The sequence below is a fragment of the Streptomyces sp. SID10853 genome (assembly GCF_010548145.1).
Classification (GTDB): Bacteria; Actinomycetota; Actinomycetes; order Streptomycetales; family Streptomycetaceae; genus Streptomyces.
In genome coordinates, this window is sequence record NZ_JAAGLN010000212.1 from 1 (window position 1) to 12,342 (window position 12,342).

Annotated in this window: 13 protein-coding genes and 1 pseudogene; 6 read left to right on the plus strand and 8 right to left on the minus strand. The window is 70.2% G+C overall.

Annotated features, from left to right (window positions below):
• Positions 1-234, plus strand: a pseudogene (locus G3I19_RS28675) (hypothetical protein); the annotation flags it as partial.
• Between the two features lie 99 nt (positions 235-333).
• Here the strand turns inward: G3I19_RS28675 and G3I19_RS28680 are convergent.
• Complete coding sequence (locus G3I19_RS28680; RefSeq protein ID WP_164266628.1) at positions 334-1,299, minus strand: zinc-binding dehydrogenase; 966 nt, start codon at positions 1,297-1,299, stop codon at positions 334-336.
• 393 nt (positions 1,300-1,692) lie between these two features.
• Positions 1,693-2,907, minus strand: a complete 1,215-nt coding sequence (locus G3I19_RS28685) for an NADP-dependent malic enzyme (RefSeq protein ID WP_164266629.1) — start codon at positions 2,905-2,907, stop codon at positions 1,693-1,695.
• 561 nt (positions 2,908-3,468) lie between these two features.
• On the opposite strand from G3I19_RS28685, the gene G3I19_RS28690 reads away from it, so the two are divergent.
• The 4 genes from G3I19_RS28690 to G3I19_RS28705 all read left to right on the plus strand — a co-directional run bounded on the left by G3I19_RS28690 (position 3,469) and on the right by G3I19_RS28705 (position 7,021).
• The gene (locus G3I19_RS28690; protein WP_164266630.1) at positions 3,469-4,416 is read left to right on the plus strand and encodes an ABC transporter substrate-binding protein; all 948 of its coding nucleotides are present in this window, start codon (positions 3,469-3,471) and stop codon (positions 4,414-4,416) included.
• A gap of 29 nt (positions 4,417-4,445) precedes the next feature.
• Entirely contained in the window at positions 4,446-5,381 is a 936-nt protein-coding gene (locus G3I19_RS28695) for an amino acid ABC transporter permease (RefSeq protein ID WP_164266631.1), read from the plus strand.
• Positions 5,378-6,139, plus strand: a complete 762-nt coding sequence (locus G3I19_RS28700; protein WP_164266632.1) for an amino acid ABC transporter ATP-binding protein — start codon at positions 5,378-5,380, stop codon at positions 6,137-6,139. Before G3I19_RS28695 ends, G3I19_RS28700 begins: the two co-directional genes overlap by 4 nt.
• 252 nt (positions 6,140-6,391) lie before the next feature.
• A complete protein-coding gene (locus tag G3I19_RS28705) occupies positions 6,392-7,021 on the plus strand; it encodes a CGNR zinc finger domain-containing protein (protein WP_164266633.1) in 630 nt (209 codons plus the stop codon).
• Here the strand turns inward: G3I19_RS28705 and sodX are convergent.
• On the minus strand, positions 6,925-7,350 hold the full coding sequence (sodX, locus tag G3I19_RS28710; protein WP_164266634.1) for a nickel-type superoxide dismutase maturation protease: 426 nt from the start codon (positions 7,348-7,350) through the stop codon (positions 6,925-6,927). The genes G3I19_RS28705 and sodX overlap by 97 nt on opposite strands.
• A 142-nt stretch (positions 7,351-7,492) precedes the next feature.
• On the opposite strand from sodX, the gene sodN reads away from it, so the two are divergent.
• On the plus strand, positions 7,493-7,888 hold the full coding sequence (sodN, locus tag G3I19_RS28715) for a superoxide dismutase, Ni (RefSeq protein WP_164266635.1): 396 nt from the start codon (positions 7,493-7,495) through the stop codon (positions 7,886-7,888).
• A gap of 189 nt (positions 7,889-8,077) precedes the next feature.
• Here the strand turns inward: sodN and G3I19_RS28720 are convergent, their stop codons facing one another.
• The 5 genes from G3I19_RS28720 to G3I19_RS28740 all read right to left on the minus strand — a co-directional run.
• The gene (locus tag G3I19_RS28720) at positions 8,078-8,437 is read right to left on the minus strand and encodes a tetratricopeptide repeat protein (protein WP_164266636.1); all 360 of its coding nucleotides are present in this window, start codon (positions 8,435-8,437) and stop codon (positions 8,078-8,080) included.
• 984 nt (positions 8,438-9,421) lie between these two features.
• Positions 9,422-10,198 (minus strand): tyrosine-protein phosphatase, encoded by a 777-nt coding sequence (locus G3I19_RS28725; RefSeq protein ID WP_164266637.1) that lies wholly within the window; start codon positions 10,196-10,198, stop codon positions 9,422-9,424.
• A gap of 137 nt (positions 10,199-10,335) precedes the next feature.
• Positions 10,336-10,773, minus strand: coding sequence for a DUF952 domain-containing protein (locus G3I19_RS28730; protein ID WP_164266638.1), 438 nt, complete (start codon positions 10,771-10,773; stop codon positions 10,336-10,338).
• Positions 10,774-10,789: 16 nt separating this feature from the next.
• Positions 10,790-11,233 carry a carboxymuconolactone decarboxylase family protein gene (locus G3I19_RS28735; protein WP_203600499.1) on the minus strand — a complete coding sequence of 148 codons (444 nt, stop codon included), beginning with the start codon at positions 11,231-11,233 and terminating at the stop codon, positions 10,790-10,792.
• A gap of 393 nt (positions 11,234-11,626) precedes the next feature.
• On the minus strand, positions 11,627-12,342 hold a 716-nt coding region (locus G3I19_RS28740; protein WP_164266640.1), incomplete at its 5' end, for an RICIN domain-containing protein.

Here is a 12,342-nt window from a genome sequence, read left to right on the forward strand (position 1 = left end):
GTCGGCCTCGACAAGGGCGGGAGCGGTCAGGCGCCCGAGCCGGAGTGGGCGCGCGAGGAGCCGTCCGGCAATCCGGCCCGCGACCTGGACCGGCTGCTCGACCGCTTCCGCGACGACATCAGGGACGCGGCACGCGACCACGGAGTAACGGACAGCCAGCTCAGGGACGCCAGGCGGCATCTGTCGGCTGCGGCGGCGCACATCGGCGCCGCCCTGCGCGGGCCTCAGTCCTGACGCCCCCTCAAAGGGAGAATCGCGCCCGCCCCCACCGGCACCCGGGGGCGGGCGCGGCCACGGCCGCCGCCGAGCGGCTGCTGGGGCCGTCCCCCGGGATCAGCCCGCGGTCAGCACGATCTTGCCGAAGAGTTCGCCCGACGCCATCTTCTCGAAGCCCTCTCGGGCCCGGTCGAGCGGCAGCACCTCGTCGATGACGGGCCGCACCCCGGTGGCCGCGCAGAACGCCAGCAGGTCCTCCAGCTCGTCCTTGGACCCCATGGTCGAGCCGACGACCTTCAGCTCCAGGAAGAAGATCCGGGTCAGCTCGGCCGACACCGGGTCGGAGCCACTGGTGGCGCCCGAGATGACCAGAGTGCCGCCCGGCTTGAGCGACTTGACGGAGTGTGACCAGGTGGCGGCCCCGACCGTCTCGATGACGGCGTCCACCCGCTCGGGCAGCCGCGTACCCGGCTCGAAGGCGTCCACGGCGCCGAGCTCGACGGCCCGCTTCCGCTTGGCCTCGTCCCGGCTGGTGGCGTACACGCGCAGGCCCGCGGCCTTCCCGAGCACGACCGCGGCCGTCGCCACACCGCCGCCCGCACCCTGGACGAGTACGGAGTCGCCGGGCCGCACACCGGCGTTGGTGAAGAGCATGCGGTAGGCCGTGAGCCAGGCGGTCGGCAGACAGGCGGCCTGCTCGAAGCTCAGCTCCTTCGGCTTGCGGAGCACGTTCCACTCGGGGACGGTGACCCGCTCGGCGAACGTCCCCTGGTACTTCTCGGTCAGGATGGACCGCCCCTCCTTCGGCCCGACCCCGTAACCGGTCTGCCCGATGACCGAGTGCAGGACGACCTCGTTGCCGTCCTGGTCGACCCCGGCGGCGTCACAGCCGAGGATCATCGGCAGCTTGTCGGCGGCGAGCCCCACACCACGGAGCGACCAGAGGTCATGGTGGTTGAGGGAGGCTGCTCTGACGTCGACCGTCGTCCAGCCGGGCCTGGCCTCGGGGGCCGGACGCTCCCCCAGCTCAAGGCCGTTGAGCGGTTGGTCGCGGTCGATGCGGGCTGCGTAGGCGGCGAACATGCCCCGACGATAGGCGTGGCCGGTTCCGCAAGGGAACCGGCCACGAGTGTGACGCTGCCTGCATTTGGCCGGACCGGGAGCCGGCCCGCGAGGGGCCGGCGCGCGAGGCACGGGCCGGGCAAGGCACCAGGAGAGCGAGACGCCGGACGGGCATGCGCCGGAGAGGGAGGCGCGAGGCTCCGGGGAGAGAGGCGCAAGGCTCCGGAGACGGAGGCGCGAGGCTCCGGAGACGGAGGCGCGAGGCTCCGGAGACGGAGGCGCGAGGCTCCGGAGACGGAGGCGCGAGGCTCCGGAGACGGAGGCGCGAGGCTCCGGAGACGGAGGCGCGAGGCTCCGGCGGCCCGCGCATCGCACGGGCCGCCCGTCCTCACTCTCGCTCCCCCGGGGGAGACCTCAGCGCCGGGCCACGCCCTCCGCGCGGGCCGCGGCCGCCACCGCCGCGGTGACCGCCGGGGCGACCCGCTCGTCGAACGGCGACGGAATCACACAGTCCGCGCTCAGCTCATCGGCCACCACGGCCGCCAGCGCCTCCGCGGCGGCGAGCTTCATGCCCTCCGTGATCCGCGAGGCCCGCACCTGGAGCGCCCCGGCGAAGATCCCCGGGAACGCCAGCACGTTGTTGATCTGGTTCGGGAAGTCGCTGCGCCCGGTGGCGACGACCGCCGCGTACTTGGCGGCGACCGTGGGGTGGATCTCCGGGTTCGGGTTGGCCATCGCGAAGATGAACGCACCCTCGGCCATCGAGGCGACGGCCGGCTCGGGGACCGTACCGCCCGAAACCCCGATGAAGACGTCCGCACCGGACATCGCGGTCTCCAGCGAACCGGTCAGACCCGCCTTGTTGGTGAAGCCCGCGACCTCCTGCTTGATCTCGGTCAGGTCGTCGCGGTCGGCCGAGACGATGCCCTTGCGGTCGCACACCGCGACATCGCCGATCCCGGCCTCGATGAGGATCTTCGCGATGGCGACACCCGCGGCGCCCGCACCCGAGATCACCGCACGCAGCTGCCCCAGCGAGCGCCCGGTGAGCGTGGCCGCGTTGCGCAGGGCCGCCAGGGTGACCACGGCGGTGCCGTGCTGGTCGTCGTGGAAGACCGGGATGTCCAGCTGCTCCTGGAGCCTGCGCTCGATCTCGAAGCAGCGCGGCGCGGAGATGTCCTCCAGGTTGACGCCGCCGAAGGACGGGGCGAGCCGCACGACGGTGTCGACGATCTCGTCCGTGTCGGTGGTCGCCAGCGCGATCGGCACGGCGTCGACGCCGCCGAACTGCTTGAAGAGGATGGCTTTGCCCTCCATCACCGGAAGGGACGCCTCCGGGCCGATGTCACCCAGCCCCAGCACCGCCGTACCGTCCGTCACGACTGCCACGACCTGCGACTTCCAGGTGTAGTCGTGGACCAGCTCCGGCTTCTCGGCGATGGCGCTGCACACCTTGGCGACACCGGGCGTGTAAGCGAGGGACAGGTCGTCCCTGTCGCGCACCGGCACCGTGGCCTGGACTGCCATCTTGCCGCCGCGATGCAGGGCGAACACCGGGTCGAAGGTCTCCTCGTCCTGCGAGGAAGTACTGAAACTTTCGCTGCGAGGATTGACGATCTCCGCTGCCATTGGTTGTTACCCCTTAAGTCTTCATCAGTTGAGGGTGGCCACTCCTGGTTGAGGAGGGGTGGGCGGGCACCGCCTATGTGCCCCGCGCCGGCCGGTTGGCCCGCCGGGCGGGGGGAGGTACATACGCGCGGGCGCGCCGCACACGCGCCCTGAGCCCCGGATGAGGGGTGTAACCGTCTGTTCTACCGGATGGACCGCACATCGGACGAGTCCATATCGAGTCCGCACCGACGCGGTGAGATGACTCATAGCGGGATATCCGGCCTGGTCGGCCCGGTACCGCGGCATAAGTCCATCCTTCGAGACGCGCCCCGGAACGGCGCGGGGCGCACCGGAGATCCTCCGGCGGAAGGTGCGTTTGCCAGCAGATGGTCCGGTCGTGCCGTACCGGCCAAGTGGAGAACGGGGGTGACCCGTTACCCGATTTTGACATGACCAGCGACCTGATTGGACCAGTGCGGCTGGCAAGATGCCGTCATCCACACATGGTCGTGGCACCGGAACACCGTGTGCCGCGGCTCCAGCATTCAGCTGTCTCTGATCCGCCGGAGGACCACCACCATGACCGCACGCTCCACTCGCCGCACGGCCGCAATGAAGTCCAGGACAGCCGCGGTCGGCGCGATCGCGGTCGCCGGCGCGCTGCTGCTGACCGGCTGCGGCGACCAGACCAAGAACGACGGGCCCAAGGGTGGCGACTCCTCCGCCGCGCCGCTCGCGCATCTGCTGCCGCAGGCCATCCGGGACAAGGGCACCGTCAGGGTCGGCTCGGACATCGCGTACGCGCCCGTCGAGTTCAAGGACAGCTCGGGCAAGGTCGCCGGGATCGACCCCGACCTCGGGGCGGCGCTCGGCAAGCAGCTCGGGGTGACGTTCCAGTTCGAGAACGGCACGTTCGACAGCCTGGTGACCGGTCTGCGCGCCAAGCGCTACGACATCGCGATGTCCGCGATGACCGACACCAAGGACCGGCAGAACGGTGTCGCCGACGGCAAGAAGGTCGGCGAAGGCGTCGACTTCGTCGACTACTACTCCGCCGGTGTCTCGATCTACACCCGCAAGGGCAAGGACGAGGGCATCAAGACCTGGTCCGACCTCTGTGGCAAGACGGTCGTCATGGAGCGCGGCACGGTCTCCCACGACCTCGCCAAGGCGCAGGCCAAGAAGTGTCCGGCCGGCAAGAAGCTGACCATCCAGCCCTTCGACGACGACCAGCAGGCCCAGACCCGGCTGCGCTCGGGCGGCGCCGACGCCGGTTCGGCCGACTCCCCCATCGCCGCGTACGCCGTGAAGACCTCGGGCGGCGGCAAGGACTTCCAGGTCGTCGGCCCGACGGTCCAGGCGGCCCCGTACGGCATCGCCATCGCCAAGGGGAACGACCAGCTCACCAAGGCCATCCAGCAGGCGATGAACGCCATCATCAAGGACGGCACGTACGACAAGGTCCTCGCCAAGTGGGGCGCCGAGCAGGGCGCGGTCACCACGGCCAAGCTCAACGGCGGATCCTGACCGGACGCCGGAGCTGAGAGGTATCACCTATGACTGCTGACATGGAAAAGGCCGGCGCCGTCGACGCGCCGCCCACCGCGCCGCAGGCCATCAAGGCCATCCCCGTCCGGCACTACGGGCGGTACGTCGCCGCGGTCGTCGCCGTCGCCCTGCTCGCGGCGATCATCTACGCCTTCTCCCAGGGCAAGATCAACTGGGGGGCGATCCCGGACTTCTTCTTCGACCACCGGATCATCCACGGCGTCGGCCAGACCCTGCTGCTCACCGTGCTCTCCATGGTGATCGGTGTCGTCGGGGGCGTCATCCTCGCGGTGATGCGGCTGTCCAAGAACCCGGTGACCGCGTCGATCTCGTGGTTCTACATCTGGTTCTTCCGGGGCACTCCGGTCCTCGTCCAGCTGATGGTCTGGTTCAACCTGGGCCTGGTCTTCCAGTACATCAACCTCGGTCCGATCTACAAGGACTACTGGTCGAGCTTTATGACGCCGCTGCTGACGGCGCTGCTCGGGCTCGGCCTGAACGAGGCCGCGTACATGGCGGAGATCTGCCGGGCGGGCCTGCTCGCGGTCGACGAGGGCCAGACGGAGGCGGCGCACGCGCTCGGTATGAGCCAGGCCAAGACGCTGGCGCGGATCGTGGTGCCGCAGGCGATGCGGGTCATCGTGCCGCCGACCGGCAACGAGGTCATCAACATGCTGAAGACCACCTCGCTGGTGGCCGCGGTGCAGTTCTACGAACTGCTCAGGACGGCCCAGGACATCGGGCAGACCTCAGGGGCCGCGGTGGAGATGCTGTTCCTGGCCGCCGCCTGGTATCTGGTGCTCACGACGCTCTTCTCCATCGGCCAGTTCTATCTGGAGCGCCACTACGCGCGCGGCTCCAGCCGCAGCCTGCCGCTGACCCCGTTCCAGCGGGTCAAGGCGAATCTGGCTTCCTTCAGCAACCGTTCGGGGGTGTCCGCATGACGGCGATGGTGAAGGCCGAGGGCGTCCACAAGTCCTTCGGGCCGACTCAGGTGCTCAAGGGGATCGACCTGGAGGTCGCCCCGCGCGAGGTGTTCTGCCTCATCGGCCCGTCGGGCTCCGGCAAGTCGACGTTCCTGCGGTGCATCAACCACCTGGAGAAGGTCAACGCGGGACGGCTGTACGTCGACGGTGACCTGGTCGGCTACCGGCAGAAGGGCGAGAAGCTCTACGAGCTCAAGGACAGTGAAGTCGCCCTGAAGCGCAGGGACATCGGCATGGTCTTCCAGCGCTTCAACCTCTTCCCGCACATGACGGCCATCGAGAACGTGATGGAGGCGCCGGTCCAGGTGCGCGGCGAGGCCAAGGCCGTCGCGCGCGCCCGCGCCGAGCGGCTGCTGGACCGGGTCGGGCTCTCCGACAAGGCAGGCAGCTATCCGACGCAGCTCTCGGGGGGCCAGCAGCAGCGGGTGGCGATCGCCCGCGCGCTGGCCATGGAGCCGAAGCTGATGCTCTTCGACGAGCCGACGTCGGCGCTCGACCCGGAGCTGGTGGGCGATGTCCTGGATGTCATGCGCGGCCTCGCGGAGGACGGCATGACGATGATCGTCGTGACCCATGAGATGGGCTTCGCCCGGGAGGTCGGTGATGCGCTGGTCTTCATGGACGACGGTGTGGTGGTCGAGTCGGGCCACCCGCGGGACGTCCTGACCGACCCGCAGCACGAGCGGACGAAGTCGTTCCTGTCGAAGGTGCTGTGAGCCGTCGCAGCGGGCGTACGTGAAGGGGGTACGGGCCGACCCGGCCCGTACCCCCTCTTCGCCCTTTTCATCCTTTTCATCCCGAAGGCCCTTCGTGCGCCACGCCACCACCCCCGCCGCCACGCCGGGGGCTGCTTCACGGCGGGCGCCGGGGTGCCCGACGGTGAGGCGCTCAAGTAATACCCTCGAAGGATGAGCGGCCATTACGGCCGCCCGACCGTCGACACCGGACCGCCTCCGTAAGGACTAAAAGTGGAACTGGCCTATTACTCGGACTACGCCGTGCGCCTGGTGAACACCGAGGAGCCGGCCCGTAACAAGGACTCACTCACCTCGGTCGACGCGGTGCGCGAACTCTTCGGGGCCAACGCGTCGGCGGCCCGGCGCGCCACGGACGCCGACGTCACCCGCTTCCGCTCGGTACGCAGCAGACTGCGCGCTGTCTTCACGGCCGCGGACGAGGGGGACGAGACCCTGGCCGTCGACCTGCTGAACTCACTGCTCCTGGAGTTCCCGGTCTCCCCGCAGATCTCGGGCCACGACCACCGGGACGACGACGGCCGTCCGCTGTGGCACATGCACCTGGCCGACCACCCGTCCAACGCGACATCCGGCTACGCGGCGATCGCGTCGATGGGGCTGGCCTTCCATCTCACCGAGTACGGGGTGGACCGGCTCGGCCTGTGTGAGGCAGCGCCGTGCCGCAACGCCTATCTCGATACATCGACAAACCGATCCCGGCGCTACTGCTCGGACCGCTGCGCGACCCGCGCCAACGTGGCCGCCTACCGCGCGCGCAAGCGCCTGGAGACGGCCCGGTCGGCCAGCACCGGCCGCACCGCCGAAGCCAGCCAGGAGAGCAGCACAGCGGCCGAGCGCTGACGGCCCCGTGTGATGGGCCGGTATCTGGCCCGCACCCTCCCGAGCAGCAGATCCTCGGGCACGGTGCCGAACGCGCGGCTGTCCACGCCTTCGGCGTGCGCGTTGTCCCCCAGCACCCACCAGCCCCCCTCGCGCCGCTCGATCAGGCGCTTCACGATCAGCAGATCCTGCTGCAGTGGATGGCGGAGCACGGCCACATCCCCCGGCCTGAGCTCGGCCCCGTAGTGCACCAGCAGCTGGTCGCCGTGGAGCAGGGTGGGCACCATGGACGGCCCCGTCACCTCCGCCATACCCAACGGAGCCCGCGTCTCCCGCCCCTGATCCGTCATCCGGCACCTCCCGGTCCGATCGTCCACCAGTCCCATACTGACCCTGGACTTTTGTCCTAAGCCCCAGGGGGCACTCGCGAAATCGGGCCTCTCACGGAGTAATGTCCCACCCGAGAAGACGATCACGAGGAAGGACAGCTCCATGCTTTCCCGCCTGTTTGCCCCCAAGGTGAAGGTCAGCGCCCACTGCGACCTCCCCTGCGGCGTGTACGACCCGGCCCAGGCCCGTATCGAGGCCGAGTCCGTCAAGGCCGTCCAGGAGAAGTACCAGGCCAACGAGGACCCGCACTTCCGTGCCCGTGCCACGGTCATCAAGGAAGAGCGCGCGGAGCTCGCCAAGCACCACGTATCGGTGCTGTGGAGCGACTACTTCAAGCCGCCGCACTTCGAGAAGTACCCCGAGCTCCACCAGCTCGTCAATGACGCCCTCAAGGCGCTGTCGGCGGCCAAGGGCTCGACGGACCCGGCCACGGGCCAGAAGGCGCTGGACTACATCGCCCAGATCGACAAGATCTTCTGGGAGACCAAGAAGGCTTGATCCACGGCTGGACGGCCCGGCCCGCGCACGTGGCGGGTCCATGACCGCCCAACTGACCGCACCCGGCCCGCAGGCCGCCGTAACAGGCGGCCATGGCGGGGCGGGTGCGGTCTTTTCGTTTCTGGCACCGGGCTAGCCGGCCCCCGGCCCCGTCAACCGGTCCAGCAGCTCCGTCACTTCGCCTGCGGGCTACGGCAGGCCCGCCTCCTCGTACGCGGTACGGGCCCCCTCCCAGTGCTCGCGGGCCGTGTCCGGGCGGGCCGCCGCCAGGGCGAGGAGGCCGAGGTGGTGCAGGGTGCGTGCCTCGCCGACGGGGTGGCTGGGCGCTCGGTAGGTGGCCGGCGCCCGGTGGTAGTGGTCGTGGGCCGCATCGTGGTCGCCCTGGTGACGGGCGGTGGTGGCGAGGCTGTACAGGGTGTGGCCCACCGCCTGTCCGTCCTCGCCCGCGCGGAAGAGCGGCAGGGCGGCAGGGCGGCAGGGCGGCAGGGCGGCACGGTAGTAGGCCTCCACCTCCGCGTGCCGGCCCCTGCGGCGGGCTGCCGTGCCCATGCTGTGCAGCGTGAGGGCCTCACCCGCGCGACCGCCCAGTCCTGCTGGCGGCGCAGGAACCAGCTCACGTCGTGCGCGAGCGGCAGGCCCGCCGCGTAGCGGCCGTGCGTCCGGGCGAGGTACAGGGCGGTCCTGAGGTTCGTCCGCTCGGTGTCGAGCCAGCGCTCGGACGCGTCGTCACGCAGTCCGTGGCGCGCGGCCTCCACGATCCTCCCGGTGGCGTCCCTGGCGGAGTCCCGGTAGTGCGCCGGCAGCCGGTCGATGGCGGCTGCGACGGCTTCCTCGTCGTCCTGTTCGCGGCGCAGCCCTTCGGCGTGCAGGCGCAGCAGGTCGTGCAGGCGGAACCAGCCCCGTGGCCTGACCGGCTCGATGGCAGGCGGGCCCCGGCAGCAGGGCGCCGATCTGGTCCGTCGACGCGGCGTTGTCGAGCACCACGAGCACCGCGCGCCCCTGGGCTGCGAGGCCGGCCAGCTTGGAGTGGTACAGCGACAGCCGGCCCTGGAGTGTGGGCGGAAAGTGCTCGTCGGGGACGCCGAGTGCGCTGAGGAAGACGGACAGGGCGACATCGGTCCGCAGCCTGCGGTTCTCGTCGTAGCCCTGGAAGTTGATGAAGAGCACCCTGCCCGGGAACCACCCGGCGGCCAGTGCGTCATGAGCGGCGCGCAGCGCCAGCGCGTCTTGCCGACCCCCGCCGTGCCGACCAGCGTGGGCACCACGACCGGGGTGCCACCGTCGGCACCGGACCGCAGCGCATCGGCCACGGCCCGCAGAGCCGTCTCAGGGCCGGTGAACTCCGGAGCGGCCGGAGGCAGACCGGCCAGGGCGGTCAGCGCCGGCGATGCGAGGTGCAACTCCCCTACGTGACCGGCTTGGACGACTGTCCCGGCCACGGTCCCGCTCAGGTCGTTGGACGACTGGTTCATCCTCTCTTTCCAGCGCAACGGGACCTGGCTTCAGGAGGGTTGTAGCCGGCTGCGGGAGGGGTTACCCCTGCCGCCGCTCCTCTCCCCCACCCTGTCCCTCCCCGGCAGCCGGCTCCAGCAGGTTCTTCCGCAGCGCGGCGATCACCGCGTCATCGATGTCCAGCCGTTCATCGATATAGCCGCGCACGGACCCGTACCGCTCGGTCAGGGCCGCCAGGAAGCGGCGCATCACGTCCTCGGGCGCGCGTCCGTAACCCGGCCAGACCGGCCCCCTGCCGGGGTGTTCGGCCCGCCAGTCGGCCAGGAGGCGTTCGCTCGCGAGCCCGGTGCGGGCGAAGTCCTCGACGATGCGGGACTCGTCCACCCCGAGCAGCGTCAGCACGAGCGCCGCCAGCAGGCCGGTGCGGTCCTTCCCCGATGTGCAGTGGAAGACGGTGGGGCGGCCCCCGGCCGTGGCGATCACCTCGATGGCCCGGCTCAGTTCGGTCACACCGTCGTGGGCGACTTCCAGATACCGCTCGGCGAGATACGGCCCCGTCGCGACGGACGGGCCGAGGCTCGGCTGATCGTAGGGACGGTGTTCGACGCTGAGGTGGTGGTAGGTGAAGGACGGGTGTTCAGGGACACGGCCCTTGGCGTCGATCTCCCAGGAGTACCGCAGGTCGATGACGGTACCGATGTCCAGCGTCAGGAACCGCTCCCAGTCCGCGCCCTCCAGTTTGGCCAGCGAGTCGGAGCGGAACAACCGGCCCGTGCGTACCGTGCAGCCGCCATCGGCCGGACAGCCGCCCAGATCACGGAAGTTGTGCAGCCGTTGGAAAGGCAGGGGTCCATTCATGACGGGGGAGCCTATGCCGTCGAACGGAGCAGAAGCAGCCTGGGCGCGGTGAGAGCTGAGGTGGCCGCAGCCGGCCGCCTGGGACACCGGGGCGTTCTTCGCGGGGTGCGGCGTGGCCTGTCTGGCGACGGCGGGCGTCAGCCTCTGCCTGCCTGCCCGTCCAACCGGTCCAGCCCGTAACCGTCCTGCCAGGGCACCACTTCGACGACCGCGTCCACCGGGAGCGGCCCGTAGATGTGCGGGAACAGATCGGCGCCGGGCGCGGGGGCCTCGTAGCGCAGCGGTACGGAGAGCAGGTCGCTGTCGATGACCAGCACCACCAGCTCGCCGTGACCGCCCTCGCGCCCCGTCCCGCCGCCGCTGCCACTGCCACTGCCACTACCGCCGTTGCCGCTGCCGCCGCCGTTGCCACTCCCGTAGAGGAAGTCGGCGACCGCGAGGAGCTGGGCGCGGGTGGAGCAGTGGATGAAGCCCTCCTCCTGGAGAGTGCGGCCACGGGTCGACATCTCGTACGTACCGGCCGCGCGGGCCGCCTCCCACAGGGAGCGCTCGGTGATGTGCAGCAGTTCGGTCATGGGACAACGCTATGCGCTACCCGGGGCCGGCCTGCCGCGGGACGCCCTCCCCGGGGAGCCTCTGCTCCGGAACGCCGTGCGCCGCGTCGCCCGGCTTCTCCGGGCGGGCGAGCAGGCCGTGTTCGGCGAAGACCTTCTTCGCCACAGCGGTGGCGTTGAGCGCCTTGGGCATACCGCAGTAGACGGCGGAGTGCAGCAGCGCCTCGACGATCTCCTCCGCGCTGAGCCCGACGTTGAGCGCGGCGTTGATGTGGACGTCGAGCTGTGGTTCGCAGCCGCCGAGGGCGGTGAGCATGCCGAGGGTGACCAACTGGCGGTCCCGCAGGGCCAGCTGGGGCCTGGTGTAGATGTCGCCGAAGGCCCAGGCGACGATGTGATGCCCCAGGTCGGGGGAGATGTCGGCCAGCGAATCGATGACCTGCCGGCCGCCCTCACCGACGACGCGGTCGAGCATCCCCATCCCCCGCTGCAACCGGTCCTGCCGGGTCTCGGCAGCGTCGTGGGCATCAGAGGCGCCGTGGACCCCGCGGATGTCGCGGGTACCGGGGGTGTCGCGGGTACCGGGGGTGTCGCGGGTACCGGGGGTGTCGCGGGAATCGGCGGACGGGAGTTCCGTGGCGGCGTCCGGGGTGGCCGGATCGCTCGGGGTACTCATGGCTGCTCCGTTCCGGGCTGCCCATCGGGTACGGAGCAGCCGCGCGAGATGACCGTACGGGCGAGCCGGCCGGGCCTGCCGGACGGGTCTGTCATACGGGCCTGTCATACGGGAGGCCGCCGCCCGCCGCGTCTCATGGACGTGGCAAGCGGCGGCCTCCGGTGATCGGTTCACAGAACTGCCGGGCGGATCTGCGCGTTACAGCTCGTCGCTGACGTCGAGGATGTCCCACTCGCGGTCGTCATTGTTGGCGCAGTCCTGCAGCGAGAGCAGGTTCTGGGTGGTGACGGGCTGACCGGGCTTGCTGAACCCGTCAACGTTCAGGCAGAGCTGGTTGCTCGCGTAGTTGTGGATGTAGTAGTGCCCGTCCGGCTGCTTGTCGAGCCACCACAGCTGGTTGTCGGGCTCGGTGCCGGCACAGGTGAACTCGGTGATATGTGTCTCCGCCTTCGCGGCGCCCCTGTCCGGCAGGTCCATGCAGAGTTTGTCCTTGATGTTGCGGATCTGGAAGAGACTGTTGTTGTCGGGGCCCGCGTGCGCACGCTGGACCTCCAGGTTCCAGACCTGGTTGTCCGCGTCCGTGGGGTTGCAGTCGTTCTCCTGGACCGGGCCGTTGAGCTGGCCCTTGTCCCTGCCGGGGAGTTCGGCGCAGAGCTTGGTCACCGGATTACGGATCAGGACATTCTTACGGTCCGCCGGATCCTTCTTCTTGGCACCGCCGCCACCTCCGCCGCCTCCGCCTCCGCCGCCGCTGTTGCCCGCGCCCGGGTTGGCGGGAGCTGACGGAGTGGGCGGGGCGACGCTCGCCGCGGGCGGTGGCAGGCTCGGGGTCGGTGTCGGGGTGGCGATGGCGCCTGCCTCTTCGACCTTCGGCTGGGCCGCGGTGGCGACCGTGGGCTTGTGGGTGAACCAGG

What these genes read in the sequence shown, in the direction of transcription:
- G3I19_RS28680 (WP_164266628.1), bottom strand. Translation starts at nt 1,299, where the DNA reads ATGTTCGCCGCCTACGCAGCCCGCATCGACCGCGACCAACCGCTCAAC.
- G3I19_RS28725 (WP_164266637.1), bottom strand. Translation starts at nt 10,198, where the DNA reads ATGAATGGACCCCTGCCTTTCCAACGGCTGCACAACTTCCGTGATCTG.
- G3I19_RS28730 (WP_164266638.1), bottom strand. Translation starts at nt 10,773, where the DNA reads ATGACCGAACTGCTGCACATCACCGAGCGCTCCCTGTGGGAGGCGGCC.
- sodN (WP_164266635.1), top strand. Translation starts at nt 7,493, where the DNA reads ATGCTTTCCCGCCTGTTTGCCCCCAAGGTGAAGGTCAGCGCCCACTGC.
- G3I19_RS28685 (WP_164266629.1), bottom strand. Translation starts at nt 2,907, where the DNA reads ATGGCAGCGGAGATCGTCAATCCTCGCAGCGAAAGTTTCAGTACTTCC.
- G3I19_RS28690 (WP_164266630.1), top strand. Translation starts at nt 3,469, where the DNA reads ATGACCGCACGCTCCACTCGCCGCACGGCCGCAATGAAGTCCAGGACA.
- G3I19_RS28735 (WP_203600499.1), bottom strand. Translation starts at nt 11,233, where the DNA reads ATGGGGATGCTCGACCGCGTCGTCGGTGAGGGCGGCCGGCAGGTCATC.
- G3I19_RS28695 (WP_164266631.1), top strand. Translation starts at nt 4,446, where the DNA reads ATGACTGCTGACATGGAAAAGGCCGGCGCCGTCGACGCGCCGCCCACC.
- sodX (WP_164266634.1), bottom strand. Translation starts at nt 7,350, where the DNA reads ATGACGGATCAGGGGCGGGAGACGCGGGCTCCGTTGGGTATGGCGGAG.
- G3I19_RS28700 (WP_164266632.1), top strand. Translation starts at nt 5,378, where the DNA reads ATGACGGCGATGGTGAAGGCCGAGGGCGTCCACAAGTCCTTCGGGCCG.
- G3I19_RS28720 (WP_164266636.1), bottom strand. Translation starts at nt 8,437, where the DNA reads ATGGGCACGGCAGCCCGCCGCAGGGGCCGGCACGCGGAGGTGGAGGCC.